The 23,781-nt window shown below is 71.4% G+C and carries 27 protein-coding genes and 1 pseudogene; 16 read left to right on the plus strand and 12 right to left on the minus strand.

The window, feature by feature from the left end; translation table 11 throughout:
- Positions 1 to 51 precede the first annotated feature (51 nt).
- Complete coding sequence (locus ABCR83_RS07705) at positions 52 to 450, minus strand: SSI family serine proteinase inhibitor (RefSeq protein WP_462694081.1); 399 nt, start codon at positions 448 to 450, stop codon at positions 52 to 54.
- Positions 451 to 838: 388 nt separating this feature from the next.
- Between ABCR83_RS07705 and ABCR83_RS07710 the strand changes: the two genes are divergently transcribed.
- Together ABCR83_RS07710 and ABCR83_RS07715 are read left to right on the plus strand one after the other, a co-directional pair.
- Entirely contained in the window at positions 839 to 1,225 is a 387-nt protein-coding gene (locus tag ABCR83_RS07710; RefSeq protein WP_462694082.1) for a nuclear transport factor 2 family protein, read from the plus strand.
- Positions 1,226 to 1,337: 112 nt separating this feature from the next.
- The gene (locus ABCR83_RS07715; RefSeq protein ID WP_462694083.1) at positions 1,338 to 1,958 is read left to right on the plus strand and encodes a hypothetical protein; all 621 of its coding nucleotides are present in this window, start codon (positions 1,338 to 1,340) and stop codon (positions 1,956 to 1,958) included.
- 163 nt (positions 1,959 to 2,121) lie between these two features.
- Here ABCR83_RS07715 and ABCR83_RS07720 read toward each other — a convergent pair whose 3' ends face one another.
- From ABCR83_RS07720 to ABCR83_RS07755, 8 genes are all read right to left on the minus strand, one after another.
- On the minus strand, positions 2,122 to 3,723 hold the full coding sequence (locus tag ABCR83_RS07720; protein ID WP_462694084.1) for an alpha/beta hydrolase: 1,602 nt from the start codon (positions 3,721 to 3,723) through the stop codon (positions 2,122 to 2,124).
- A 178-nt stretch (positions 3,724 to 3,901) separates the two neighbouring features.
- Positions 3,902 to 4,675, minus strand: coding sequence for an urease accessory protein UreD (locus ABCR83_RS07725; RefSeq protein ID WP_462694085.1), 774 nt, complete (start codon positions 4,673 to 4,675; stop codon positions 3,902 to 3,904).
- Entirely contained in the window at positions 4,672 to 5,370 is a 699-nt protein-coding gene (gene ureG, locus ABCR83_RS07730; RefSeq protein WP_462694086.1) for an urease accessory protein UreG, read from the minus strand. Before ureG ends, ABCR83_RS07725 begins: the two co-directional genes overlap by 4 nt.
- A 227-nt stretch (positions 5,371 to 5,597) precedes the next feature.
- Positions 5,598 to 6,278, minus strand: a complete 681-nt coding sequence (locus tag ABCR83_RS07735; protein WP_462694087.1) for an urease accessory protein UreF — start codon at positions 6,276 to 6,278, stop codon at positions 5,598 to 5,600.
- Positions 6,278 to 8,017 carry an urease subunit alpha gene (locus tag ABCR83_RS07740; protein WP_462694088.1) on the minus strand — a complete coding sequence of 580 codons (1,740 nt, stop codon included), beginning with the start codon at positions 8,015 to 8,017 and terminating at the stop codon, positions 6,278 to 6,280. The genes ABCR83_RS07735 and ABCR83_RS07740 overlap by 1 nt, the downstream gene beginning before the upstream one ends.
- Positions 8,010 to 8,321 (minus strand): urease subunit beta, encoded by a 312-nt coding sequence (locus tag ABCR83_RS07745; RefSeq protein WP_462694089.1) that lies wholly within the window; start codon positions 8,319 to 8,321, stop codon positions 8,010 to 8,012. Before ABCR83_RS07745 ends, ABCR83_RS07740 begins: the two co-directional genes overlap by 8 nt.
- 14 nt (positions 8,322 to 8,335) lie before the next feature.
- The gene (locus ABCR83_RS07750; RefSeq protein WP_462694090.1) at positions 8,336 to 8,638 is read right to left on the minus strand and encodes an urease subunit gamma; all 303 of its coding nucleotides are present in this window, start codon (positions 8,636 to 8,638) and stop codon (positions 8,336 to 8,338) included.
- 179 nt (positions 8,639 to 8,817) lie between these two features.
- The gene (locus ABCR83_RS07755; protein ID WP_462694091.1) at positions 8,818 to 9,105 is read right to left on the minus strand and encodes a type II toxin-antitoxin system Phd/YefM family antitoxin; all 288 of its coding nucleotides are present in this window, start codon (positions 9,103 to 9,105) and stop codon (positions 8,818 to 8,820) included.
- A gap of 55 nt (positions 9,106 to 9,160) precedes the next feature.
- Here ABCR83_RS07755 and ABCR83_RS07760 point away from each other — a divergent pair, with 55 nt between their 5' ends.
- The 3 genes from ABCR83_RS07760 to ABCR83_RS07770 all read left to right on the plus strand — a co-directional run bounded on the left by ABCR83_RS07760 (position 9,161) and on the right by ABCR83_RS07770 (position 11,069).
- Positions 9,161 to 9,796: an ATP-dependent Clp protease proteolytic subunit gene (locus tag ABCR83_RS07760; protein ID WP_462694092.1), complete on the plus strand. Its 636-nt coding sequence runs from the start codon at positions 9,161 to 9,163 to the stop codon at positions 9,794 to 9,796.
- Between the two features lie 5 nt (positions 9,797 to 9,801).
- Positions 9,802 to 10,110 (plus strand): hypothetical protein, encoded by a 309-nt coding sequence (locus tag ABCR83_RS07765; protein ID WP_462694093.1) that lies wholly within the window; start codon positions 9,802 to 9,804, stop codon positions 10,108 to 10,110.
- 485 nt (positions 10,111 to 10,595) lie between these two features.
- Positions 10,596 to 11,069, plus strand: coding sequence for a C40 family peptidase (locus tag ABCR83_RS07770; RefSeq protein ID WP_462694094.1), 474 nt, complete (start codon positions 10,596 to 10,598; stop codon positions 11,067 to 11,069).
- A gap of 158 nt (positions 11,070 to 11,227) precedes the next feature.
- Here the strand turns inward: ABCR83_RS07770 and ABCR83_RS07775 are convergent, their stop codons facing one another.
- Positions 11,228 to 11,656, minus strand: a complete 429-nt coding sequence (locus ABCR83_RS07775) for an ATP-binding protein (protein ID WP_462694095.1) — start codon at positions 11,654 to 11,656, stop codon at positions 11,228 to 11,230.
- A 231-nt stretch (positions 11,657 to 11,887) separates the two neighbouring features.
- Here ABCR83_RS07775 and ABCR83_RS07780 point away from each other — a divergent pair, with 231 nt between their 5' ends.
- Both ABCR83_RS07780 and ABCR83_RS07785 read left to right on the plus strand, forming a co-directional pair.
- Entirely contained in the window at positions 11,888 to 12,769 is an 882-nt protein-coding gene (locus tag ABCR83_RS07780) for a helix-turn-helix domain-containing protein (protein ID WP_462694096.1), read from the plus strand.
- Positions 12,770 to 12,788: 19 nt separating this feature from the next.
- A complete protein-coding gene (locus ABCR83_RS07785; RefSeq protein WP_462694097.1) occupies positions 12,789 to 13,094 on the plus strand; it encodes a DUF397 domain-containing protein in 306 nt (101 codons plus the stop codon).
- Here the strand turns inward: ABCR83_RS07785 and ABCR83_RS07790 are convergent.
- Positions 13,043 to 14,197 carry an 8-amino-7-oxononanoate synthase gene (locus ABCR83_RS07790; protein WP_462694098.1) on the minus strand — a complete coding sequence of 385 codons (1,155 nt, stop codon included), beginning with the start codon at positions 14,195 to 14,197 and terminating at the stop codon, positions 13,043 to 13,045. The two genes, ABCR83_RS07785 and ABCR83_RS07790, sit on opposite strands and share 52 nt — an antisense overlap.
- A gap of 190 nt (positions 14,198 to 14,387) precedes the next feature.
- Between ABCR83_RS07790 and bioB the strand changes: the two genes are divergently transcribed.
- From bioB to bioD, 3 genes are read left to right on the plus strand one after another with little or no spacing between them, the layout of a single operon-like run.
- Complete coding sequence (gene bioB, locus ABCR83_RS07795) at positions 14,388 to 15,545, plus strand: biotin synthase BioB (protein ID WP_462694099.1); 1,158 nt, start codon at positions 14,388 to 14,390, stop codon at positions 15,543 to 15,545.
- On the plus strand, positions 15,538 to 16,842 hold the full coding sequence (locus ABCR83_RS07800) for an adenosylmethionine--8-amino-7-oxononanoate transaminase (protein WP_462694100.1): 1,305 nt from the start codon (positions 15,538 to 15,540) through the stop codon (positions 16,840 to 16,842). Before bioB ends, ABCR83_RS07800 begins: the two co-directional genes overlap by 8 nt.
- Before the next feature lie 41 nt (positions 16,843 to 16,883).
- The gene (gene bioD, locus ABCR83_RS07805; RefSeq protein WP_462694101.1) at positions 16,884 to 17,603 is read left to right on the plus strand and encodes a dethiobiotin synthase; all 720 of its coding nucleotides are present in this window, start codon (positions 16,884 to 16,886) and stop codon (positions 17,601 to 17,603) included.
- Between the two features lie 35 nt (positions 17,604 to 17,638).
- Here bioD and ABCR83_RS07810 read toward each other — a convergent pair whose 3' ends face one another.
- Positions 17,639 to 17,989: a hypothetical protein gene (locus ABCR83_RS07810; RefSeq protein WP_462694102.1), complete on the minus strand. Its 351-nt coding sequence runs from the start codon at positions 17,987 to 17,989 to the stop codon at positions 17,639 to 17,641.
- A gap of 234 nt (positions 17,990 to 18,223) precedes the next feature.
- Here ABCR83_RS07810 and ABCR83_RS07815 point away from each other — a divergent pair, with 234 nt between their 5' ends.
- The 6 genes and pseudogenes from ABCR83_RS07815 (at position 18,224) to ABCR83_RS07840 (ending at position 23,746) form a co-directional block, all read left to right on the plus strand.
- The gene (locus ABCR83_RS07815; protein WP_462694103.1) at positions 18,224 to 18,907 is read left to right on the plus strand and encodes a class I SAM-dependent methyltransferase; all 684 of its coding nucleotides are present in this window, start codon (positions 18,224 to 18,226) and stop codon (positions 18,905 to 18,907) included.
- A gap of 49 nt (positions 18,908 to 18,956) precedes the next feature.
- Positions 18,957 to 19,871 (plus strand): LLM class F420-dependent oxidoreductase, encoded by a 915-nt coding sequence (locus tag ABCR83_RS07820; RefSeq protein WP_462694104.1) that lies wholly within the window; start codon positions 18,957 to 18,959, stop codon positions 19,869 to 19,871.
- Between the two features lie 54 nt (positions 19,872 to 19,925).
- Positions 19,926 to 20,334 (plus strand): annotated as a pseudogene (locus ABCR83_RS07825) (GNAT family N-acetyltransferase).
- Between the two features lie 175 nt (positions 20,335 to 20,509).
- Entirely contained in the window at positions 20,510 to 21,856 is a 1,347-nt protein-coding gene (locus tag ABCR83_RS07830; RefSeq protein WP_462694105.1) for a hemolysin family protein, read from the plus strand.
- The gene (locus ABCR83_RS07835) at positions 21,853 to 22,866 is read left to right on the plus strand and encodes a hemolysin family protein (RefSeq protein ID WP_462694106.1); all 1,014 of its coding nucleotides are present in this window, start codon (positions 21,853 to 21,855) and stop codon (positions 22,864 to 22,866) included. Before ABCR83_RS07830 ends, ABCR83_RS07835 begins: the two co-directional genes overlap by 4 nt.
- A 37-nt stretch (positions 22,867 to 22,903) precedes the next feature.
- On the plus strand, positions 22,904 to 23,746 hold the full coding sequence (locus tag ABCR83_RS07840; RefSeq protein WP_462694107.1) for an SGNH/GDSL hydrolase family protein: 843 nt from the start codon (positions 22,904 to 22,906) through the stop codon (positions 23,744 to 23,746).
- Positions 23,747 to 23,781 lie beyond the last annotated feature (35 nt).

The following is a 23,781-nucleotide window of genomic DNA, read 5'->3' on the forward strand; positions in this document are numbered from 1 at the left end:
GGCTCCCTCGCTTCATCTCATGCGCGCCAGCAAGCCCTTGGCATCAGTCATCTAGAAGCGGAAGACGGGGCCGGTCGCCGCGTCGAGTTCGCAGGGGTTGGGGAAGTCCTTCCGCCAGTGGACGGGCGCTCCGTGCCAGTCTCCGTCGGCGGCGGCCGTGACCGGGTCGTAGTCGCGGGTGCACAGGTGGTGGTCGCCGGCCAGCGCGTCCGGCCGGCCCTGGACTCCGGCGAGGCTTGCGCATGCCTCGGTGGCGTGCGGATGGTGGGGGCGCGGGCCGGGGGCAGGACGGCAGATCAGCTGCACACCGCGGATCCAGGTGTGCCGAGCGCCCGAGACGGTGAGGAAGAGCCGTTCCTGCTCCTGCTCTCGGGCGGCGGCCGGGGCCGGGGTCAGGGCGAGCAGGGCGGTGGCGGTCGCCGCCGCGGTCACGGTACTGCGTACGGACATCGAGGTGCCTCCTGGGGCGCGTGGGTGCCCGCGTCAGGGCACCGCGCGGGCCCTCGGCGCGGCAAGGGGCCGCACCGGCCGGTCGCCCGTGTGGCCGCGTTTGGCCACCCGGTTGGCTGCGCTGACCTGCGGAAAGCCCTTCACCACGGGTCGGCGGGGCGCCCGGGGCTCAGCGAGCGCGTGGCGTCCAGCAGAGCCCGTTCATCGTCGGCCGGATCGGAGAACCCGCGCCCGCCGTCATGGCACAGGTCCGCGCCCATTCCGGGCGTGCTCGGCGTTTGTCGGGCGGGGCTGCTCGTGCAGCGGGCTCATGCCCGAGGCTGAAGACGGCCCGCCCGCTCGCGCCTCTCGGGCCACTGGGATACTCGTCGGTCAGGGAGGATTGCTTATGTCTGGTGCAGAGTACGAGGAAGTGGTCGCACGGTTCTTCGCGGCTTGGGACAGACTGGACGCGGCCGAACTCGCGGGGTTCTTCGCAGAAGACGGCGTCTATCACAGCATGCCGCTGGAGCCGGTTGTCGGGCGTGACCGGATTCGCTCCTATTTCGAGGGCTTCTTGGGCCGGTTCAGCGTCGCGTGCTTCACCGTCCACCACCAAGCGGTCTCGGATGCCGCCGAGGTGGGGGTCGTGTTCAATGAGCGCACCGACACCATGACGCTTCGCTCCGGGGAGGTCATCACCGTGCGCGTGGTGGGGGTCTTCGAGATCCGTGATGGGCTGATCGCGGCGTGGCGGGACTACTTCGATCTCGGGGCAGTGCAGAAACGTACCTGATCGACCTGATGGACTGGTTCCATGGTCCGTACGACGAGGGCTGATCACGCTCCCACCGGCAAAATAAGAGGCACCCGCATCTGCGGACAGCAACAATGGAGCTGTGTTGATCATGGGTGCCGTCGTGGAGACCCATGACGCTGTGGGCTTCACCCTGTGGCCTGCCGCCGCCCCTCGCACAGACCGCCTCCTGCCCCTCTCCGGTCGGATGTCACCGGAAGAAGTCGGCACGGCGATGGCGGTTTTGGCCGGCTGCCACCCCGAGGACTCCGACCATCCGGTCCCGGATACCGAGGCCGGTATCCGATCCATCCAGGAGCTGCTGAGCGTCGATCTCGTGACGGCGCCAGGCGGCATTCTCCTGAAGGACACCGCGACGGGTATCGCGATCGCCCCCGGATGCTGCTTCGGCCTGGAGAACTGGCGGGACTGGTTCGATCTCTTGAACTCCGAAGAGCTCTGGCTCGGGCACGGCACCGCCACACGCGTCGAGCACCTTGGAACCCTCGTTCAAGTGTGGCCCGATACGGACCCGCCGACGCACATCCCCATCGAGATTCCCCTGGTCGAGCTGCCAACCCTTCTCCGAGCCGTACACGACCAGCTCAACGGGTTCCTCGCCCTCGCCGGACAATGGGCTCACCACCATGCGCCCGCGCTGGCCCCGGCCTTGATCACCAAGCTCGGCGAAGACCTGAACATAGGCGTCCCACTGGTGGACTTCCAGGGCTGAAACTCTGCACGCCTCGCCAGTTCACGCCAATGCGCAGTCCGGGCCGGCGAAGTGAGCCGCGCCGATCCGTACTGCGTTTCAGCGTGCCGAGGGGCCAACGCGCCAGCGCCCCGGAGCTACTTGCTCCGGGGCGCCGACCTGCGTGGACCAGGCTATCTGCGGGTCAGTGGGCGGCCCTCGGTTCCGGGACGGCGTGCGGCGTGCAGGTCACGTCCTTGGGGTCGACCTTGCCGGTGAGGAGGTAGCTGTCGACCCGGTCGTTGATGCAGGGGTTGACCAGGCCGGTGACGCCGTGTGAGCCGGCGCCCTTCTCGGTGATCAGGCGGGAGCCCTGGAAGCGCTTGTGGAGCTCGACCGCGCCGGCGTACGGCGTGGCGGCGTCACGGGTGGACTGGATGATGAGGGTCTGCGGCAGACCCTTGTGGGACTGGACGTCGAGCGGGGTCTGCTGCTTGGTCTTCCAGGTGGCGCAGGGCAGGTTCATCCAGGCGTTGGCCCAGGTCATAAACGGGTTGCTGCGGTGGATGCGGGTGTTGTCCCGGTCCCACTTGGCCCAGCTGGTGGGCCACTTGGCGTCGGCGCACTCGACGGCGGTGTAGACCGCGTTGCCGTTCTCGGCGGTGGTGGCACCGGCCAGGTCCGGGCCTGCGGCGTCGACGAGCGCCTTCTGGTCACCGGCGCGGTACTTCTTCCAGGTCTCGGCGACCGGGATCCACGAGGAGTCGTAGTAGGCGGCGCTCTGGAAGTAGTTGATCAGCTCGGCCGGGCCGACGAGTCCGCCGACGGGCTTCTTCTTGGCGGTGGCCCGCAGCTTCAGCCACTGCTGGTGAACCTTGGCCTGGGTGTTGCCGATGTGGAAGACGGCGTCGTGCTTGGCGACCCAGTTCTCCCAGTCCCTGAAGCGGGACTCGAAGGCGACGTCCTGCTCCAGGTTGGCCTGGTACCAGATGTTGCCGGGCGCCGGGTTGACGACGCTGTCCACGATCAGGCGGCGGACATGGGTCGGGAAGAGGGTGCCGTAGACGGCGCCCAGGTAGGTGCCGTAGGAGACGCCCAGGTAGTTGAGCTTCTTCTCGCCGAGCGCGGCACGGACGACGTCGATGTCGCGGGCGGTGTTCGGCGTGGTGAGGTACGGCAGCAGCGCGCCGCTGCGCTCGGCGCAGCCGTCCGCGTACTGCCTGGCCAGCTTGCGCTGGGCGCGCTTGTCGGCCTCGCTGCCGGGCACCGGGTCGGCCTTGGGGGCCTTGACGAACTCCTTGGGGTCGACACAGGAGATCGGGGCGGACTTGCCCACGCCGCGCGGGTCGAACCCGACGAAGTCATACGCCTTCGCGATCTTCGTGTAGATCGGGTTCTTGGTCGTGACCTTGCGCGGGAACTTCAGGCCGGAGCCGCCCGGGCCGCCCGGGTTGTAGACGAGGGAGCCCTGGCGCTCCTTCGCGGTCCCGGTGGAGTGCACCCGGTCCACCGCGATCTTGATGGTCTTGCCATGAGGCTTGGCGTAGTCGATGGGAACCGTGACAAAGCCGCACTGGATGGGCTTCTCCAGGCCCCAAGCCGCAGGGCAGTCCTGCCACTTGATGCCCTTCTTCGCCGCCTGCTCTGCGGCGATGGCCACGCCCTTGGCCTCGGCCGCGCCACCCGGTACCCGATCGGCCCTACCGGCCGCGCCGGCCGCGCCGGCCGTCGGAGCGGCCAGGAATCCGGCGACGAGCGCACCGGTCAGCACGGTGCCGGCCGCGCCGAATATCGCTTTAGGTCTCACGTAGGAATCCCCCTGCTGGGTACGCCGCCCCGGGAGGGCGGCGATGATCACGGAGCTGCTGGGAGGATCCTTCCGTCTCCGCCGCCCCGGTGCACAGGCTGTCCGAGTGTTTCTTTATTAATTCGTAAGGATGACGACATGCCCGATGACGCGAGGATTAGCACGCGTCACATACGCCTCAGCCTTCCCTTACCACTACATCCGTCTCAAATCTCCCTGGATCAAGGAGCCTTCGCAGGCTCAGCGCATCCGGTGCCACGGCGGTCACCAGGACGGCCGGGCCGGCCAACGGCGTGACCGCCACCGTCGGGCCGGGTGAGTACGCCCGGGGCGGGTGCTCCGCGAAGGCCGGGTCGACGACCAGGAGTTGCCCCACGGCCCGGTGGCCGCCCAGCACAGCCCCGCCGTCCCAGCCGGGTGCCCCGGGACCGTAGCTCAACTCCTGGTCGTACAGCGGCTGTCCGGCGCGGCGGACAGTCAGCCGGGCGGTGAGCCGCCCGGGCCGCTCGCCCGCGCGGCCGAGGACCTGTTCCTCGCGCAGCACCAGCCGGGCGGTGGGTGCCAGGTCGATCCGGGTGGTGATCCGCAGATCGCTGCCCCGGGCGGAGATCAGCGGTTCGGGGAGCCAGCGCAGGGTGGACCCGTCGCCGACGGTGATCCGGGTGTCATAGGCGGCCGGGGCCCCGGTGCGGCCGGGCAGCGCGAGGGTGGCGGCCGTGGTGGTGAAGCGCAGCCGGGCGCCGTCCTCGATCCGCGCGGTGAGGCCGAGGAGGTCGCCGCCGAGCGGCGCGCTCATGGCACCGACCAGGCAGACCCGGGCCTCGCCCGCCTCGGGGCGCAGCCGGCGCACGGCGAACGGGCCCTCGCCGTCGAGTACGGGCAGCGCGGTGCCGCCCCGGCCGTCGGGGGTGGCGACGATCCGGGCGAGGGCCCGCACGGCGGTGGTCGTCATGGGGTGGGGATGTTCCAGGCGGCGAGCCGCTCGCGCACCCACTCGCGCACGGGCGCGGCACCGCCCTCGGTGGTCAGCGAGGTGAAGGCGACGGGCAGGTCGCCCCGTTGGGACTTGGCGTCGCGGGCCATGCCCGCCAGGTCGACGCCGACATACGGGGCGAGGTCGGTCTTGTTGACGACCAGGAGGTCCGCGGTGGTGATGCCGGGGCCGCCCTTGCGGGGGATGTCTTCGCCGCCGGCCACGTCGATGACGAAGATCTGCGCGTCGACAAGGCCCTTGGAGAAGGTGGCGGTGAGGTTGTCGCCGCCGGACTCGACGAGGACGAGGTCCAGCGGGCCGACCGCGTCCTCGAGGTCCTCGACGGCTTCCAGGTTGGCGGAGATGTCGTCGCGGATCGCGGTGTGCGGGCAGGCGCCGGTCTCCACGGCCGTGATGCGCTCGGGCGGCAACACGGCGTTGCGCAGCAGGAATTCGGCGTCCTCGCGGGTGTAGATGTCATTGGTGACGACGGCGATGGACAACTCGTCACGGAGCTCCCGGCACAGGGCGGCGACGGTCGCGGTCTTCCCCGAGCCGACGGGGCCGCCGAGGCCTATGCGCAGGGCGCGGCGGGTCCCGTCCGGGCGCAGGGGTGGGGTGGCGCTGTAGGTGTGGCGGTGGGGGTAGGTGTCGTCGGAGTGCTCAAGGTGCATGGTCCCTCCGGGAGTTGAGGTGGTGGATGCGAGGTCGGCGGTGTCCCCTGGGGCGGGTCCGGGTCCAGGGGGTGTCCGATGGGTCGGTGCGGGCCCTGCGGTGTCTGGCGCGGTGCATCGCAAGGCGGAGCATTACCCGCGTACTGGGCCGTACTCGGGTGATGCGACAACGCGGCGAGGTGCCGTGCCAGACACCGCAGGGCTCGTGCCGACCCATCGGACACCCCCTAGGAGGCGAAGAGCCGCACGGGCCAGGCCGCGTGCTGTTCGGCGGTGATGTCCAGCAGCGGTGCGGACGCGGCGGGCAGGGCGTGGATGCCGTCGTACATCGCGCGGGTCGCGGCCCCGGCGGCGGTCTCGGCGACGTGGTCGAGCTCGGGCGCGAGGCGGGCCAGTACGGCGGTCGCGTCGAATGGGTCGAGGCTCAGCAGCCGTACGGCGGCCGTCGCGGGTCCGCTCACCGCTTCGTACCCGGAGGCGTACGCGGCGTCGAGCGGCCCGAGTCCGGCGGACCGCGCGGTGAGCCCGAGGACGATGGGCTGGTGGGCGCCGCGCGGCCGGGCGGCGGCGAGGTCGTCCAGCGCGGGTGACGGCCAGGCGGCGCGGGCGGCGCGCATCAGCTGCCGGCCGAGGCGCCGGGCGGCCGCGCGCAGTGCGGGCGAGGGGGTGCGGGCGTCCGCGGCCGCGTCGAGGTCGAGGGGGTCGAGTCCGGCGGCGGCCGCGGCGGCGAGTCCGGCGGCGGTCAGTCCGGCGGTGTGCAGACGGCCTCGGCAGAACTCCTCGAGGGTGGCGGCGTCCTGGATCCGCCCGGCCTTGACCGCCGCCTCCACGCCGCCGGAGTGCGCGTGTCCTCCGGCGGGGAAGCGTCCGTCGGCGAGGACGAGCAGGGCCGCGAGCCGAGGGGACATCAGAAGAGGAAGTACCGCTGGGTCATGGGCAGTTCGTCCACCGGGTCCGGCTCGACCGGTTCGCCGTCGATGGTGACGGTGAAGGTGTCCGGGTCGACCTCCACCCGCGGGCGGGCGTCGTTGTTGCGCATGTCCGCCTTGGTGACGCCGCGGGTGCTGAGGATGGGGACGAAGCGCTTGCCGAGGCCGAGGCGTTCGGGGAGGCCGTCGTCCAGGGCCCATGAGGTGGTGAAGTTGAGGGAGTTGGCGGCCGGTGCCCGGCCGAGGGCACCGAACATGGGGCGGGGCAGGATCGGCTGGGGGGTGGGGATGGAGGCGTTGGCGTCGCCCATCTGTGCGTAGGCGATCTGTCCGCCCTTGATGACGAGCAGCGGTTTGACGCCGAAGAACGCCGGTTCCCACAGGACCAGGTCGGCGAGTTTGCCCTCTTCGACGGAGCCGATTTCATGGTCGAGGCCCTGGGCCACGGCCGGGTTGATGGTGTATTTGGCGACATAGCGGCGGGCCCGCTGGTTGTCGGCCGAGCCGTCGCCGGGCAGCGGGCCGCGCCGCCGCTTCATCACATGGGCGGTCTGCCAGGTGCGCAGCACGATCTCGCCGATGCGTCCCATGGCCTGGGAGTCGGAGGAGATGATCGAGATGGCGCCGAGGTCGTGCAGGATGTCCTCGGCGGCGATGGTGCCGGGTCTGATGCGGGATTCGGCGAAGGCGAGGTCCTCGGGGACCGTGGGGTTGAGGTGGTGGCAGACCATCAGCATGTCGAGGTGCTCCTCGACGGTGTTGACGGTGTGCGGGCGGGTGGGGTTGGTGGAGCTGGGCAGGACGTTGGCCTGGGAGACGACGGTGATGATGTCGGGTGCGTGCCCGCCGCCCGCGCCCTCGGTGTGGTAGGCGTGGATGGAGCGTCCGGCGACGGCGGCGAGGGTGTCGCCGACGAAGCCCGCCTCGTTGAGCGTATCGGTGTGGATGGCCAGCTGGGCGCCGCTCTCCTCGCAGACGGCCAGGCAGGCGTCGATGGCGGCGGGGGTCGCACCCCAGTCCTCGTGGATCTTGAATCCGACGGCTCCGGCGCGCAGTTGGGCGCGCATCGCGTCACGGGAGACGGTGTTGCCCTTGCCCAGCAGGCCGATGTTGACGGGATAGGCCTCCATCGCCTCGAACATCCGGGCAAGGTGCCAGGAGCCGGGGGTGATGGTGGTGGCCTTGCTGCCCTCGGCGGGGCCGGTGCCGCCGCCGAGGAGGGTGGTGACGCCGGAGGCGAGGGCGGTGTCGGCGGCCTGGGGGCAGATGAAGTGCACATGGGCGTCGATGGCCCCGGCGGTGAGGATCCGGCCGTTGCCGGAGATGATCTCGGTCTCGGGGCCGATGACCAGGTCGGGGTGGACCCCGTCCATGGTGTCGGGGTTGCCCGCCTTGCCGATGCCGGTGATCCGGCCGTCGCGCAGTCCGATGTCGGCCTTGACGATGCCCCAGTGGTCGAGGACGACCGCGCCGGTGATCACGGTGTCGGGGGTGCCCTCGGCGCGGGTGGCCCGGGACTGGCCCATGGACTCGCGGATGACCTTGCCGCCGCCGAAGACCGCCTCGTCGCCCGCGTGGCCCGGGCCGCCGGAGCGGTCCTCCTCGACCTCGATCAGGAGGTCGGTGTCGGCGAGGCGGATGCGGTCGCCGGTGGTGGGGCCGTAGAGGTCGGCATAGCCGGCGCGGCCCAGCTGTGCGGTGGGGGAGGGTTCAGACATCGAGCGGGCCTCCGCACTCGCCGCGCAACCCCTCGACGATCCTTTTGCCGCCGATGGGAACGAGGTCCACCTCGGCGGGGATGCCCGGTTCAAAGCGCACGGCGGTGCCCGCCGCGATGTCCAGGCGCTTGCCGTGGGCGGCCGTACGGTCGAACTCCAGGCCGGGGTTGGCCTCGGCGAAGTGGTAGTGCGAACCCACCTGTACGGGCCGGTCGGCGATGTTGAGCACGGTCAGCCGGGTGCGGTGCAGGCCCTGGTTGAGCCGCACGGGCCCGTCGGCGTAAAGAATCTCTCCGGGTATCACCGGTGTCTCCCCCGTCAGGCGATGGGCTCGTGGACGGTGACGAGCTTGGTCCCGTCCGGGAAGGTGGCCTCGACCTGGACGTCGCGGATCATCTCCGGGATGCCGGACATCACCTGGTCGCGGGTGAGCACCTTGCGCCCGGAGGACATGAGTTCGGCGACGGTGCGTCCATCGCGGGCGCCCTCCAGGATGTGGGCGGTGATCAGGGCCACTGCCTCGGGGTGGTTGAGGAGCACCCCGCGGCTCCGGCGCTTCTCGGCGACATCGGCGGCCACATGGACGAGCAGGCGCTCCTGTTCGTGCGGGGTCAGTTGCACGGTCCCACCTCACTGTCATCGGACCCGGCGGGACGGTAGCCGAGTTCAACACAGTGTTGACCTTGGAAGTCTCCGCCGGGAAGCAGTGATTGCACGTTAGTGCGCAAGCTTTTCCACTGCGTTAACTGATGCTTTGCCAGGTCATGGCCAAGGTCCTCCCGCCGGCCGGCAGACACCCCCTAGTGCTGCGCGGGACCGCCGGGGTCGCGATGCTCGGCGGCGATCCCGAACCGGCGGCGTTCGCCGGGAGCGGACGACAGCGGACGCACACCGGACACCGTGCTGATCACCTGCTCCTCCGCGCCGGCTCCACCGTCTTCGAGTCGCTGCAGGTCAGCGGCGGACACCAGGGCGACGAGCGGCTTGCCGTGGCGGGTGACGACCACCCGCTCGCCGCCATAGACAACACGGTTGATCAACTCGGCCAGCTCGGCTCGGGCTTGCGTCACGGGAATCTCGTAGGCCATGCTCCCATTCTAACGGGATGTACGTCCTGTACATTTTCTACAGTGAGGAGCGGCGATGAACCAGCCCATGGCCCGCCATGTCCTGCCGGAATTCACCGAGCGCACCAGCTATGGGACCCGCACCATGGACCCCTACTCAAAGCTGCTGTCCGGGCGGATCGTCATGCTCGGGACGCCGATCGACGACACCGCGGCGGCCGATCTGATCGCGCAGCTGATGCACTTGGAGCACGCCGGGCCCGACCAGGACATCTCGCTCTACATCAACTCCCCCGGCGGCTCCTTCTCCGCCATGTGCGCCGTCTACGACACGATGCGCTTCATCGGCTGCGACATCGAGACGGTCTGTCTGGGCCAGGCCGCCTCGGCGGCCGCCGTGCTGCTCGCGGCCGGGACACCGGGCAAGCGGGCCATGCTGCCGCATGCGCGGGCCCTGATCCACCAGCCCTTCCTCGCCGAGCCCGTGCAGGGCCAGCCCTCCGATCTGGCCCTGCAGGCCAAGGAGTTGCTGCGGGTCCGGGACAGCCAGACGGAGCTGCTGGCCCGGCACACCGGGCAGGACCGGGAGCGGATCGCGGCGGACACCGAGCGCGACACCTTCCTCGACGCCGCTGCGGCGGTGGCCTATGGACTGGCCGATCTGGTGATCACCAGCCGCGGGCAGGACCCGGCCCCGGCCACCGGAAGGTGAGCGGGATGCTGCCGCCCCCGTTGCCGCCACTGCCCGCGCTGACCCGGGCGGAGGGCGAACTGGTGGACCGCTATCTGGAAGTACTGGATCTGCTGGGCCGGATCAACCCCGCTCGCGCGCATGACACGTACAGCGGGCTACGAGCGGCGCAGGCCCTGGTGGTCGCGGCCACCGGGCTGCGGGAGGCGTTGACGGTCATGTTCGAGCGAGGTGAACGGGAGGTGTACGCGAGCACGTTGGCACGCGCGATGCGCGTCCTGGACGGCGAGCGGCGAGCCGGGCGGGTGATGTTGCCGCCGCAGTCGGCCGGTTGAGAAGCGGAAACGCTTTTCAACAAGTCTCCTTCAGACGTTGGAGGCAAGCGTAGACACCACGCAGTGATCACCTTGAGCGAGGCGCGCACGCCGCGCTCGGGTGATCCGTATCCCGCCCAGGTGGCGGACTCAGCAGCCCGGAGCTCAAAGTCCCAAATGCCCTCGCGTCCACCGGAATTGCCCACAGGTGACGAGGCTCACATATCGCTGGTTCCGCTCGGAATCGGTGCCGCGGCTGCGCCAAGATCCTCGGGACGACAAGACCCCGCCACACGGCGGGGCGGTCCGGGCGGACGCCGAACCCTGCCGCCGCCCGGGTTATGGGTCGACGGGAGTGCACCGGCAGGGATGGAGGACCCGAGCACGACGGGGCGATCACGGCCATGAGCGCCCCTTGGGGTGAAGCCGCCCAAGCGGCCGGGCATTCTTCGCCTGCCCGAACCCGACAGGTCATCCTTCACAGGCGACTGACGAAGGGTTCGCGCATGGGCAAGCACAAACGTCCAGCAAGGCTGTCCAAGGCCAAGGCCGCATCGGCCCTGACCCTCGCCGCCGTCAGCGCCACGGTGCTGGCACCGGGTGGCACGTCCAAGGCCGAGGCCGTCTCCATCCCCACCAGGGCGCTCCAGATCGCGGCGTCCAAGCAGGGCTCGCCCTATCAGTGGGGCGCGACGGGCCCCTACCGATTCGACTGCTCCGGGCTCACCCTCTACTCCTTCAAGCGGGCCGGCAAGAAGCTGCCCCGCACCGCAGAGGCCCAGTACAACCGCACCCTGCACATTCCCCGTTCGGCTCGCGAGCGCGGGGATCTGGTGTTCTTCCACGCCGGGGGCACGGTCTACCACGTGGGCATATACGCCGGGAACGGCAAGATGTGGCATGCGCCCAAGACCGGCGCGGCCGTCCGCCTGGAGCGGATCTGGTCCCGCAGCGTCTGGTACGGGCGGGTGACCGACTGAGTTCCCCCTCACCCGGCGGCGCCACACCAACTGCCGCCCGATGACCGGCCGGCACCACCGGCCCATCCCTGTGGGCGCGCCACGAGCGCGCCGGCCGGGTGGCGGACAGCTCGGCCCTCATCCGGCCGGCCCGCCACCCGGCACACCGCTCCGCGCGGTCAGCGCACGGGCAGGGTCCACGGCAGACGGATCCACACGGTCTTGCCGCCCTCGGCGGTCGGGGTCACGGTGACCCTGCCACCGCGCTCGGCGGTGAGGCAGCGGACGATGGCCATGCCGCGCCCGTTGTCCTGCTGTACGGCGGCGGGCAGCCGCCGCGGATAACGCGGGTGACTGTCCGTGACCCCGATGCGCAGCTGCTCGTCCCGGTCGAGGCGGACGTCGACGGTGAAGGTCGGCGACTGGCCCCGGGTGTGCTGCACGGCGTTGGTGGTCAGCTCCGAGACGATCAGCCGCACCGTGTCGGCGGCCTCGCAGCCGTCCGGCAGTCCCCATTCCGCGAGGACGCGCATGACATGGCGCCGGGCCGCGGAGACCGAGGCGGGGACGCTGGGCAGGGTGAGGGTCGCTTCCCGGTGATCTGCCATGGCACTGTCCCTTTCCCGCCGAGACCGTTACGGCTCTTCGCGACAGAGTGCCACTGATAACGACCGGGATGGGTGCGATCCACCGAGATATGCATATATCTGTCGCTCAAAGCGGTGAACTCTGCCACGAGAGACCGGATTTGGAAGCCGACATGGTCTATTGACTCTGACGTGTTGAATGGGGAACCCGACGAGCGGGAACAGCGGGACACCGGAAAGGAGGGGTGACAGATGCGGTACGGACCCGCGGTGCGCCGCCGCAAGCTCGGCGCGGAGCTGCGCCGCCAGCGCGAGCTGACCGGAATGACCAGCCGCCAGGCCGCGGAGGTGGTCGGCTGGCACCAGTCGAAGGTGAGCCGGATCGAGACGGGCAGCAGTGGCGCGAAACCGTCGGACGTGGCCCGGCTGCTGGACGCCTACCGGGTGTCGGACCCTGAGCTGCGTGCGCTGCTGGGGGCGCTGTGCGGCGCGGACCGGACGGACCCGAAGGACGCCAAGTCCCCCTCGCGGCGCGGCTGGTGGTACGCCTACCGCGATCTGCTGCCGCCCGCCTATCTCGACTTCATCAGCCTGGAGTCGGAGGCGTGCCGCTCGCGCACCCTCGAAACCACCGTGGTCCCCGGCCTGTTGCAGACCCCGGAGTACGCCCGGGCGGTGACCCGCGCGGCCCTGGACGACCCGCCCGCACAGCTGGTCGACGAGCTGGTGCGGGTGCGGCTGGCCCGTCAGTCGGTGCTGCACGGAGACCGGCCGCTGGAGCTGTGCGCGGTGCTGGACGAGGCCGTCCTGCGGCATGAAGTGGGCGGCCCCGAGGTGATGTCGAGGCAGCTGCGGCACCTGGTGGAAACGGGTTCCCTGTCACATGTGCAGCTTTATGTTCTCCCTTTCTCTCAGGGCAATCACATCGGCATCACCGGCCCGTTCGTTATCTTCTCCTTTCCGCGCATTGCCGATCTGGACGTGGTTGTTCTCGACCACTTGACGAGTAGCCTCTACTTGGAGCGGAAAGAAGACCTCCGGGCGTATGGCGCCGCGTTCAGCACGCTCCGGGCGCACGCCCTTTCCCATGAGAACTCGCTGGATTTCATTGCCGGGATCAACGACGGCAGGTAGGCATGCGCAGGGAGGCACAATGCCCGTAGTCACGCGGTACGTACCTTCTCATTCGGCTCCGGGCGGCGCCGTCTGGCACCGCAGCAGCCACAGCACCGGAATGAACAACTGCGTCGAGATGGCCAGGATCGCGCCGGAACTGCTCGCCGTGCGCGACTCAAAACACGCCACCGGCCCCACCCTGTTGCTCTCCCCCGCCGCCTGGGCCCCGTTCCTCAGGGGAGTGCACCAGGAGAACTTCGGCCCGGGCCGCAACGGACACCCCCTGAGCGCTCAGGCGGCCGGCGCGGTCCGTACGATCACGTCGGCCGCCACCGCGATCTGACGGTCCGACAGATCGGCGCGGGCGGTCAGCCGCAGCCGGGAGACGCCGTCGGGCACCGACGGCGGACGGAAACAGCCCACCGCGAGCCCCGCTTCCCGGCAGTCGGCCGCCCACCGCACCGCCGCCCCGGGCGAGGGGGCCCGTACCGAGACCACCGCCGCGTCGGGGCGTACCGCGGTGAGCCCTGCCTCGGTCACCCGGCGGTGGAGTCCGGCGGCGACCGCCCGGGTCCGCGCCGGGCGCCACGGCTCGCGGCGCAGCAACTCCAGGGCGGCGAGGGCCGCGCCGGCCGCCGCCGGTGCCAGGCCGGTGTCGAAGACAAAGGTGCGGGCGGCACTGATCAGGTGCCTGATCACCCGCGCGGGGCCGAGCACCACGCCGCCCTGGCTGCCGAGCGACTTCGAGAGGGTGGCCGTGACCACCACGTCCGGCCCCCCCGCCAGCCCGGCCGCCCGCGGCGCTCCCCGGCCGCCGTCACCGAGCACCCCCAGCCCATGCGCGTCGTCCACCAGCAGCGCCGCGCCGCCCGTCCGGCATTCCCCGGCGAGGGCGGACAGCGGAGCCGCGTCACCGTCGACGGAGAAGACCGAGTCGGTGATCACCAGTGCGTGCCCCCGGTGTCCGGCCAGTTCCTTGCGGACCGCGTCGGGGTCGGCATGCGCGACGACGGCCCTGCGGGCCCGCGCGAGCCGGCAGCCGTCGATCAGCGAGGCGTGGTTGCCCTCGTCCGAGACCAGCAGGGTGTCCCCGGCGGGGGCCGCCGAAAGGGCCGTCACCGCGGCGAGGTTGGCGGCGTATCCGGAGGAGAAGACCAGGGCCGCCTCGAAGCCGCAGAACTCGGCGAGCTCCCGCTCCAGCCGGGCGTGCAGCTCGGTGCTGCCGGTGACCAGGCGGGAGCCGGTGGCGCCAGCGCCCCAGCGGCGGGCCGCCGCGGCGGCGGCCCCGGTGACCTCGGGGTGGCGGGCGAGGCCCAGGTAGTCATTGCCCGCCAGGTCGGTCAGGTCCGAGTCCGCGGGGCGGGGCCGCAGGGTGCGGACGAGCCCGGCGGCTCGTCGGCGCTCATGCTGTTCGTCGATCCAGTCGAACACATCGGTGCCGGCCATGGATTGTCCTCGGCTTCTTATGACTTCTGTGGGATTCGTATAAAACCGTGTGCGGGAACACGGGGAACGGCTCCCCAACCTAGCCGTCATCACGGCTGGTCAGGGTGTGGTGATCCACACACCTGAAACGCTCGGTGTTGTGCGATCTCTACCTTGGCCAGGGGCGGGGGTGTAGGCGAGGATCACCGCCATGGACCTGCTGAACACGCTGGTGGACAAGGGGTTGCGGCGCGAGCTGCCGACCCGGGATGAGGCGCTCGCCGTGCTGGCGACCTCCGATGACGACCTGCTCGATGTGGTGGCCGCGGCGGGCCGGGTGCGGCGCCGGTGGTTCGGGCGGCGGGTCAAGCTCAACTATCTGGTCAACCTCAAGTCCGGGCTCTGCCCGGAGGACTGCTCATACTGCTCACAGCGGCTCGGCTCCGAGACCGGGATCCTCAAGTACACCTGGCTGAAGCCCGAGGACGCCGCCAAGGCGGCGGCCGCGGGAGTGGCCGGCGGTGCCAAGCGGGTCTGTCTGGTCGCCAGCGGGCGCGGGCCGACGGACCGGGACATCGACCGGGTGTCCAAGACCATCGAGGCGATCAAGGAGCAGAGCGAGGACGTCGAGGTGTGCGCCTGCCTGGGGCTGCTCTCCGAGGGCCAGGCGGAGCGGCTGCGCGAGGCGGGCGTCTACGCGTACAGCAACAACCTCAACACCTCGGAGGCCACCTACGCCGACATCACCACCACGCACACCTACGCCGACCGGGTCGATACCGTGCGCAAGACGCAGACGGCGGGCATGTCCGCCTGTTCCGGGTTGATCTCCGGCATGGGCGAGAGCGACGAGGACCTGGTCGACGTGGTCTTCGCGCTGCGCGAGCTGGACGTCGACTCGGTGCCGGTCAACTTCCTCATCCCGTTCGAGGGCACACCGCTGGCGGCGGAGTGGAACCTCACTCCGCAGCGTGCGCTGCGGATCCTGGCGATGGTGCGGTTCGTCCACCCGGATGTGGAGGTGCGCCTGGCGGGCGGGCGGGAGATCCATCTGCGCTCGCTGCAGCCGCTGGCACTGCACCTGGCCAACTCGATCTTCCTGGGCGACTATCTGACCAGCGAGGGCCAGGAGGGCAGGGCCGACCTGGCGATGATCGAGGATGCGGGCTTCGAGGTGGAGGGCATGGGCAGCACGACCCTGCCCGCGCACCGGGCGGACGCCGCGGGCTGCGCGAGCGGCGGCGGTTGCGGGCCGTGCGGGGGCGGCGCGGAGCCCGAGGCGGTGGAGGAGGCGCCCGGTGCGGCCCGGCCGGACCTGGTCGCCGTGCGCCGCCGGGGCGCGGGAACGGACCTGCCGCCCAATGCCTGAGCCCCTCACCCCCGCCGAGCTGCTGGCCCTCGACCGGCAGCATGTCTGGCACCCCTATGGCCCGATGCCCGGGCGGCAGCAGCCGCTGGTCGTCGAGTCCGCGTCCGGGGTACGGCTGCGGCTGGCCGAACCCGCCCATGGATCCCATGAGTTGGTGGACGGGATGGCCTCGTGGTGGTCGGCCCTGCACGGCTACAACCACCCGGTGCTGAACGAGGCCGCGCGGACACAGCTGGAGCGGATGAGTCATGTGATGTTCGGCGGGCTCACCCATGAGCCCGCCGTCCGGCTGGCCGCCAAGCTGGTGGAGATCACTCCCGAGGGGCTTGAGCATGTCTTCCTCTCCGACTCCGGTTCGGTGTCGGTCGAGGTGGCCGTGAAGATGTGCCTGCAGTACTGGTGCTCGACCGGGCGGCCGGAGAAGCGGCGGCTGCTGACCTGGCGCGGCGGCTACCACGGGGACACCTGGCAGCCGATGTCGGTCTGCGACCCGGACGGCGGCATGCATACCCTGTGGTCGGGGGTGCTGCCCGAGCAGGTGTTCGCGGATGCCCCGCCCACCGGCTTCGACGCCGGGGTGGACGCGGCATATGAGGCCCACCTACGGGAGTTGATGGAGCGTCACGCCCATGAGGTGGCCGCGGTGATCGTGGAGCCGGTGGTGCAGAACGCCGGAGGCATGCGCTTCCACTCCCCCGGCTATCTGCGGGTGCTGCGCAGGCTGTGCGACGAGCACGATGTGCTGCTGGTGTTCGACGAGATCGCCACCGGTTTCGGCCGTACCGGAGCGCTCTTCGCGGCGGACCACGCCGGGGTCACCCCGGATGTGCTGTGCCTGGGCAAGGCGTTGACGGGCGGCTATCTGACAATGGCCGCGACCCTGTGCACGGCACGGGTCGCCGGGGGCATCTCGCGGGGCGAGGTGCCGGTGCTCGCCCACGGGCCGACGTTCATGGGCAACCCGCTGGCGGCTGCCGTCGCCTGCGCATCCGTCGATCTGCTGCTGGGCCAGGACTGGCAGGCGGAGGTCAAGCGGATCGAGGCCGGGCTGTGGGAGGGCCTGTCGGGCGCCCGCGGGCTGCCGGGCGTGCGGGACGTACGGGTGCTCGGTGCCATCGGGGTCGTACAGCTCGATCACCAGGTCGACATGACGGCGGCGACCCGCGCCGCGGTGCGCGAGGGGGTATGGCTGCGGCCGTTCGGCGACCTCGTCTACACCATGCCGCCGTATGTCACCGGGGACACCGATCTGGCGCGGATCTGCGCGGCCGTGCGCGCCGCCGCTCAACAGGGCTGAGTTCAACGGGGCCAGGGGAAGCCGAGGGAAGGGGAGTAGCAGTGTCGGTGCTGATCGTCTCGGGGACGGGCACGGAGATCGGCAAGACGGTGACCACCGCGGCGGTGGCGGCGGTGGCGCTGGCCCGGGGCCGTTCGGTGGCCGTGCTCAAGCCCGCCCAGACGGGGGTCTCGGCCGATGAGCCGGGCGACATCGCGGAGGTGGAGCGACTGGCGGGCCGGGTGACGGGCGTCGAACTCGCCCGTTTTCCCGAGCCGTTGGCGCCTGGTACGGCCGCCCGGCGGGCGGGCCGGGCGCCGGTGCGGCCCCGGGAGATCGAGCGGGCGGCGGCGCGGCTCGCCAAGGACCACGACCTGGTCCTGGTCGAGGGAGCGGGCGGGCTGCTGGTGCGGCTGGACGACGCGGGCGGCACACTCGCGGACGCGGCCCAACTGCTGGACGCCCCCGTCCTGGTCGTCGCCACGGCGGGCCTGGGCACACTCAACGCCACCGCGCTCACCGCGGAGGCACTGCGGGCGCGGGGGCTGCGCTGCGCGGGTGTGGTCATCGGCAGTTGGCCGGCCGCGCCGGATCTCGCCATGCGCTGCAACCTGGCCGACTTCCCGGAGTCGGCGGACGCCCCGCTGGTGGGGGCGATCCCCGAGGGGGCGGGTGCGCTGTCCCCGGAGGAGTTCCGCGCCGGGGCGGGCGAATGGCTCGCCCCGGGGCTCGGTGGCCACTGGGACGCGGCCCGGTTCGCGGCGGACGGTGGCACGTCCTAACGGGCGTGGCGAGTGAGTCCGGTGGGTCGCCGGTGTCAGGGGCAGGAGTCGATGCGGACCGAGCCGACGGTGGCGGGCGGGTTGAAGAAGACGGGGCTCTGGCCCTGCCCGACGATGTTGCCCGTGCAGTTGCCGAACTGGAAGGCGGTCAAGCTGCCTTGGCTCGTGGCGTTCCCCACCGCGATTTGAGTGACGTCCGTGGTGACCGAGTTGTTGATGCATTGCCCGGTGGCCGCCGGGCGCGTGCTGACACTGCCGTCGCTGTGCGTGACCTGAAGCGAGCACGGGCTCAGCGGGGCCGCCGAGGCGGCGGTTGCGAGGACGAGCGCCAGTCCGAGTGATCCGATGGCACTGCTGGTGCGGGCGAGCCAGGGCAGGGATGGCATGGTGGCCTCCAGATGCGGTCGCAGCCGGGTGCGTGCGATCTGTGGTAAATCGTCTGATCGTGGGACGGTTACCGCAATCACTCACAAGAGTGAGGGACTATAGCGAACTCGACGCCAGGGCGAGGCGCTCAACTGCCCGGCGCCCACCCTCACATCGCGGCGCGGCGACGGTGCCGCCCCTGGTGCCCGGGGAAGAATCGCGGTAGCCGTCGTACCTCCGGGAAGAGGTGTGCCATGCCGCTCCGCAACACCAGAACGCCGCACGACGCCGTGCATCATCCGGTCTTCGCACGGTTCTACGCCACGCTCAGCCCGGTCATGGACGAGCGGGCCGGGATGGCGGAGCGCCGGCGCGAGTTGCTGGCCGGGCTGTCCGGCCGGGTGATCGAGATCGGTGCCGGGAACGGCCTGAACTTCGCCCATTACCCGGCCGCCGTCTCGGAGGTGGTGGCGATCGAGCCGGAGCGGCGGCTGCGCAGGCTGGCGGCGGAAGCCGCGGTGCGGGCCGGGGTGCCGGTGGATGTGGTGCCGGGGGCGGCGGAGGCGCTGCCCGTCAAGAGCGAGGCGTTCGACGCCGCGGTGGCATCGCTGGTGCTGTGTTCGGTGCGGGATATGCGACGGTCGCTCGCGGAGTTGCGGCGGGTGCTGCGGCCGGGCGGCGAGCTGCGGTTCTTCGAGCACGGGATCGCGGAGGGGCGGGCGTTGGCGGCAGCTCAGCGGGCGCTGGACCACACGGTGTGGCCACTGTTGTTCGGCGGCTGTCACACCTCGCGCGATGTCCTCGGGGCGATCGAGGCGGCGGGCTTCACACTTGGCGCCTATCGTAGGCTGCGCATGCCGAACACCAGTGTGCCGCTGCCGGCTTCGTCCTGTGTGCTGGGAGCGGCCGTGCGACCGCCCGAGACCGGCGCCGGGTGACCTTGCCGGGCCGGGCCGCAGCGACCTGCCCGAGGCCCGAGGAGGTTCCTTGTCGTCACAGCCGTTGTCGTCACAGCCGTTGTCGTCACGCCCGTTCCGGTTCGCCGTCAATATGGTCCAGGGCGGCTCGGCCGCCGAGTGGCGGGAGAAATGCCGCAGGGCCGAGGCACAGGGCTATGACGTCCTGCTGGTGGCCGACCACCTGGGCATACCGGCCCCGTTCTCCTCGCTGGTCGCCGCCGCGGAGGCGACCGAGCGGCCCCGGGTGGGCACCTTCGTCCTCAACGCGGGGTTCTGGAACCCCGCGCTGCTCGCCCGCGAGGTGGCCACCGCCGACCAGCTCACCGGCGGCAGGCTCGAGTTGGGGCTCGGTACGGGCTATGTGCGGGCCGAGCACCAAAGCGCCGGGCTGCCCTTCGGTTCGCCCCGCGAGCGGGTGGACCACCTGGAACACACCGTCACCGAACTGGACCGGCTGCTGGGCGACCCCGGGCACCGGCCGGGCACCGCGCAGACCCCGCGGCCCCCGCTGCTGCTCGGCGGGAACGGCGACCGCGTGCTGCGGCTGGCCGCGCGCCATGCGGACATCGCGGCCTTCACCGGGGCGACCGCCGACGCCGACGGCGTGCTGAGTCTCATCAGCCCCACCGCGCTGGAGGAGCGCGTCACGCGCTACCGGGACTTCGCGGCGCACCGCGAGACGCTCGCGGAGCTCAACTACCTGGTGCAGGTGGTGTCGGCCACCGCCGACCGGCGTGCCAAGGCCCGTGAGCTGGCCGCGTACGCACCGGACCTCCCCGAGGACGAGCTGCTGCGGCACCCGGCCCTGCTGCTGGGCTCGGCCAGGGAGATGGCGGAGCAACTGCGCGCGCACCGGGAGCGGTTCGGCTTCAGCTACTTCACCGTTCTGGAGCCCAGCGCCGATGCGTTCGCCCCGGTGCTCGAGGAACTGCGGGGCAGCTGACCACGATCCGGAAAACGACTCGACCCCACGCCCGGCCGGTGATCGGATACCACCATGAGTGATCTTCGAATACGGGCCGCCGGGCCCGCGGACCTGGATGCCGTACTGGCCTTCTGGAAGGAGGCCGCCGAGGGCACCAGCATCAGCGACGACCCCGACGGCATCGCGCGGCTGGTGACCCGCGACCCCGGGGCCCTGCTGCCGGCCGAGCGTGCCGACGAGCTCGCGGGCACCGTCATCGCCGGATTCGACGGGTGTCGGTGTCATCTCTAACGGCTCGCGGTCCATCCGGACCACCGTCGCCGGGGCGCTGCCGGCGGCCGCCGAGGAGCGCTTCGCCGCGCTCGGCGGGCGGCGGGGCGACGCGATGGTGCTGGACGACAACGACGCCGCCCACCACGCCTGGAGCGCGGCGGGCTACGTACCCGAGCCGCGGTGGAGCCGATGGGTCAAGGCGCTGTAGACTCCCGCACCGCTTTGCGCTTCCTTTACCATGGAGGGTCTCCGTCCCCACCGACCAGCGAAAGGCGTGAGCGTCCGCCCATGGGCGAGCCCCCCAGTAGTCCGCAGCACCGACATCGCGCGCTCCACTGTCCCCTGCCCCAGCATGGGACACAGCATGGGACGGAGGTGACCCGATGACCGAAGTGCTCCTCCTGGTGCTCGCCCTGCTCCTGACGGTCGCCTGTGCCGTGTTCGTCGCCGCCGAGTTCTCCCTCACCACCGTCGAGCGCGGCGAGCTGGAGCGGGCCGCCGAGAGCGGTGACCGGGGTGCGCAGAGCGCGCTCAAGGCCGTCCGCGGCCTCACCTTCCAGCTGTCCGGCGCGCAGCTCGGCATCACCGTCACCGGCCTGGTCATCGGCATGCTCGCCAAGCCCTCCATCGCCGTGCTGCTCACCGGCCCGGTGGCGGCGCTCGGCCTGTCCGCCGGGGCGGCGTCCGCCACCGCGCTGGCCCTGGGCACCGTGATCTCCACGGTGGTGCTGATGGTCGTCGGCGAGCTGGTGCCCAAGAACTGGGCGATCTCCCGGCCGCTGCCGGTGGCGAAGAGGGTCGCCGGGCCGCAGCGCGCGTTCTCCGCCGCCTTCCGCCCGCTGATCCGCCACCTCAACAACACCGCGAACCGCTCGCTGCGCCGGATGGGCGTGGAGCCCGCCGAGGAACTGGCCACCGCGCGCGGCCCGCAGGAGCTGATCGCGCTGGCCCGCCACTCCGCCAAGGAGGGCGCGCTGGAGGCCGACACCGCCGAGTTGTTCGTACGGACGCTGAACCTGGCCGACCTGACGGCGGAGAACGTGATGACCCCTCGGGTCCAGGTCACCGCGCTCGACTCGCGGGCCACGGCCGAGGATGTCGCGGACGCCACCCGGGCCACCGGCCTGTCCCGCTTCCCCGTCTACCAGGGCGGCCTGGACACCGTCGTGGGCATCGCCCACATCAAGGACGTCCTGGCCATACCCGCCGAACAGCGGCCGCTGCGCCCGGTCACGGCCTTCCTGCGCGAGCCGCTGCTGGTGCCGGATTCACTGACCGTCGACCGGCTGCTGGACCGGCTCTCGGCCAAGCGCAGCATGGCCGTCGTCATCGACGAGTACGGCGGTACGGCCGGTGTCGTCACCTTTGAGGACATCGTCGAGGAGGTCGTCGGCGAGGTCCGGGACGAGCACGACCGCGACGAGCTGCCCGACCTGGCTCCGGCCGGGGCGGACGCGCGGGGGCGGCTGCGCTACGACGCGGACGGGGCCGCCCGGACCGACGACCAGCTGGAGACCATCGGGCTGCGGGTGCCGGAGGGGCCCTACGAGACCCTGGCCGGGCTGATCGCGACCGAGCTCGGCCGCATCCCGGTCACGGGTGACACGCTCGAGGTGGCGGGCTGGCGGATCGAGGTGACCGACGCCTCCGGCCGGCGTGCGGCGCGCGTACGGCTGACGGCGCCGCCGTCCCGGGCCGCCGGGGAGCGGGACGGGGAGGCGGGCCGATGACCTTCGTCCAGTTGCTCATCGGCCTGGCGACCCTGGTCGTCAACGCCTTCTTCGTGGGCGCCGAGTTCGCGCTGATCTCGGTGCGCCGCGGCCAGATCGAGCCGCGCGCCGAGCGGGGCGACCGGCGGGCCCGCAGTGTGCTGTGGGGGCTGCGGCACATCTCGGCACTGCTGGCGGCGGCCCAGCTCGGCATCACCCTGTGCACCCTGGTGCTGGGTGTGGTCGCCGAACCGGCGGTGGCCAGTGTGCTGGAGCCGGTCTTCCACGCGGTAGGGATGCCGCAGGGGCTGGTCCATGTGGTCTCGTTCGTCATCGCGCTGGCGGTGGCGACCTATCTGCACATGCTGTTCGGCGAGATGGTGCCCAAGAACATCGCGCTCGCCGAACCGGTGCGCACCGCACTGCTGCTGGGCCCGCCGCTGGTGACGCTGGCACGAGCGCTGCGCCCGGTGGTGTTCACCATCAACCAGCTGGCGAACGCCCTGCTGAAGCTGTTGCGGGTGGAGCCCAAGGACGAGGTGGCGGCGGTCTTCTCGGACGACCAGCTGGCCCGGATGGTCGCCGACTCCAGTCAGGCGGGGCTGTTGGACGAACGAGCCACCGAGCGGCTCCGGGACGCCCTGGAACTGGGCAAGCGCCCGGTCGAGGATGTGGTGATGCCGCTCGAGGACGTCGTCTCCGCCCGGTTGGGGGTGACTCCCGAGGGGTTGGAGCGGCTGGCCGCCGAGTCCGGTTTCTCCCGGTTCCCGGTGGTCGACACCTCGGACCGCATCCTCGGCTATCTGCATGTGAAGGACGCGCTGGACGCCAAGCCGCGGGATGTGCCGTTCCCCCGGCAGCGGATGCGGCCGATCGCCCGGGTGCGGGCGGACACCCCGCTCGACGATGTGATCACGGCGATGAGCGGCACCGGCGCCCATCTGGCCGCCGTGATCGGCGAGGACGACCGGCTCACCGGGCTGGTGACGCTGGAGGACGTACTGCGCGAGCTGGTGGACCGGCGGCCGTGAACGGGCCGGGGCGGCCGGGGCGTAGGATCCCCGCGTCATGCGGATGAACGCCACGTACACCAGCTTTGTCGCGGTCGGCGACTCCTTCACCGAGGGCATGTCCGACGAGCTGCCGGACGGCTCCTACCGCGGCTGGGCCGACCTGCTCGCCGCGCGGCTGGCGGCCCGTGCCCCCGGGTTCCGGTACGCCAACCTCGCGGTGCGCGGCAAGCTCATCGGCCAGATCGCGGAGGAGCAGTCGGCGCCCGCCGCCGCGCTGGGCGCCGACCTGGTGACACTGGTCGGCGGGCTCAATGATGTGCTGCGCCCCAAGTGCGACGTGGACGCGGTGTGCGCGCGGCTGGCGGAGGCGGTGGAGCGGCTGGCGCCCGGCTGCCGACAGTTGGTGCTGATGCGCAGTCCGGGGCGGCAGGGGCCGGTGCTGGAGCGGTTCCGGCCCCGGATGGAGCGGCTGTTCGGCTTTGTCGACGAGCTTGCCGGGCGGCACGGCGCGGTGGTCGTCGACCTCTTCGGCGCCGGGGTGCTGGGTGATCCGCGGCTGTGGGCCGAGGACCGTCTCCACCTGAACGCCGAGGGGCACCGGCGGGTGGCGGAGGCCGTCTGGCAGGCCCTCGGGCTCCCACCGGAATCGGACTGGCGCGCGCCCCTGCCGCCGTCCGCACGGCCCGGCTGGGCCACGCGGCGCGGCGCCGACCTGCGTTTCGCCCGGGAACACCTGATGCCGTGGATCGGTCGGCGGCTCACCGGCAGGTCCTCGGGGGACGGACGGTGGGGTGCGCACTTCGACGCCGGGCTGGGGCGGGCGTTCTGGGTCACCCCCGACGGCACCGGCCCGGCGGGCGCGATCGGCCCGGTCTCCGGGTGGCGGCCGGTCTCCTAGGGGGTGTCCGGTGGGTCGGCACAGGTCATCCCGGG

It is taken from the genome of Streptomyces xingningensis (assembly GCF_054957865.1).

Excerpts from the sequence above, each read along its gene's own strand:
- ABCR83_RS07705 (WP_462694081.1), bottom strand. The coding sequence starts at position 450 with ATGTCCGTACGCAGTACCGTGACCGCGGCGGCGACCGCCACCGCCCTG.
- ABCR83_RS07710 (WP_462694082.1), top strand. The coding sequence starts at position 839 with ATGTCTGGTGCAGAGTACGAGGAAGTGGTCGCACGGTTCTTCGCGGCT.
- ABCR83_RS07715 (WP_462694083.1), top strand. The coding sequence starts at position 1,338 with ATGGGTGCCGTCGTGGAGACCCATGACGCTGTGGGCTTCACCCTGTGG.
- ABCR83_RS07725 (WP_462694085.1), bottom strand. The coding sequence starts at position 4,675 with ATGACGACCACCGCCGTGCGGGCCCTCGCCCGGATCGTCGCCACCCCC.
- ureG (WP_462694086.1), bottom strand. The coding sequence starts at position 5,370 with ATGCACCTTGAGCACTCCGACGACACCTACCCCCACCGCCACACCTAC.
- ABCR83_RS07735 (WP_462694087.1), bottom strand. The coding sequence starts at position 6,278 with ATGTCCCCTCGGCTCGCGGCCCTGCTCGTCCTCGCCGACGGACGCTTC.
- ABCR83_RS07740 (WP_462694088.1), bottom strand. The coding sequence starts at position 8,017 with ATGTCTGAACCCTCCCCCACCGCACAGCTGGGCCGCGCCGGCTATGCC.
- ABCR83_RS07755 (WP_462694091.1), bottom strand. The coding sequence starts at position 9,105 with ATGGCCTACGAGATTCCCGTGACGCAAGCCCGAGCCGAGCTGGCCGAG.
- ABCR83_RS07760 (WP_462694092.1), top strand. The coding sequence starts at position 9,161 with ATGAACCAGCCCATGGCCCGCCATGTCCTGCCGGAATTCACCGAGCGC.
- ABCR83_RS07765 (WP_462694093.1), top strand. The coding sequence starts at position 9,802 with ATGCTGCCGCCCCCGTTGCCGCCACTGCCCGCGCTGACCCGGGCGGAG.
- ABCR83_RS07770 (WP_462694094.1), top strand. The coding sequence starts at position 10,596 with ATGGGCAAGCACAAACGTCCAGCAAGGCTGTCCAAGGCCAAGGCCGCA.
- ABCR83_RS07775 (WP_462694095.1), bottom strand. The coding sequence starts at position 11,656 with ATGGCAGATCACCGGGAAGCGACCCTCACCCTGCCCAGCGTCCCCGCC.
- ABCR83_RS07780 (WP_462694096.1), top strand. The coding sequence starts at position 11,888 with ATGCGGTACGGACCCGCGGTGCGCCGCCGCAAGCTCGGCGCGGAGCTG.
- ABCR83_RS07785 (WP_462694097.1), top strand. The coding sequence starts at position 12,789 with ATGCCCGTAGTCACGCGGTACGTACCTTCTCATTCGGCTCCGGGCGGC.
- ABCR83_RS07790 (WP_462694098.1), bottom strand. The coding sequence starts at position 14,197 with ATGGCCGGCACCGATGTGTTCGACTGGATCGACGAACAGCATGAGCGC.
- bioB (WP_462694099.1), top strand. The coding sequence starts at position 14,388 with ATGGACCTGCTGAACACGCTGGTGGACAAGGGGTTGCGGCGCGAGCTG.
- ABCR83_RS07800 (WP_462694100.1), top strand. The coding sequence starts at position 15,538 with ATGCCTGAGCCCCTCACCCCCGCCGAGCTGCTGGCCCTCGACCGGCAG.
- ABCR83_RS07810 (WP_462694102.1), bottom strand. The coding sequence starts at position 17,989 with ATGCCATCCCTGCCCTGGCTCGCCCGCACCAGCAGTGCCATCGGATCA.
- ABCR83_RS07815 (WP_462694103.1), top strand. The coding sequence starts at position 18,224 with ATGCCGCTCCGCAACACCAGAACGCCGCACGACGCCGTGCATCATCCG.
- ABCR83_RS07830 (WP_462694105.1), top strand. The coding sequence starts at position 20,510 with ATGACCGAAGTGCTCCTCCTGGTGCTCGCCCTGCTCCTGACGGTCGCC.
- ABCR83_RS07835 (WP_462694106.1), top strand. The coding sequence starts at position 21,853 with ATGACCTTCGTCCAGTTGCTCATCGGCCTGGCGACCCTGGTCGTCAAC.
- ABCR83_RS07840 (WP_462694107.1), top strand. The coding sequence starts at position 22,904 with ATGCGGATGAACGCCACGTACACCAGCTTTGTCGCGGTCGGCGACTCC.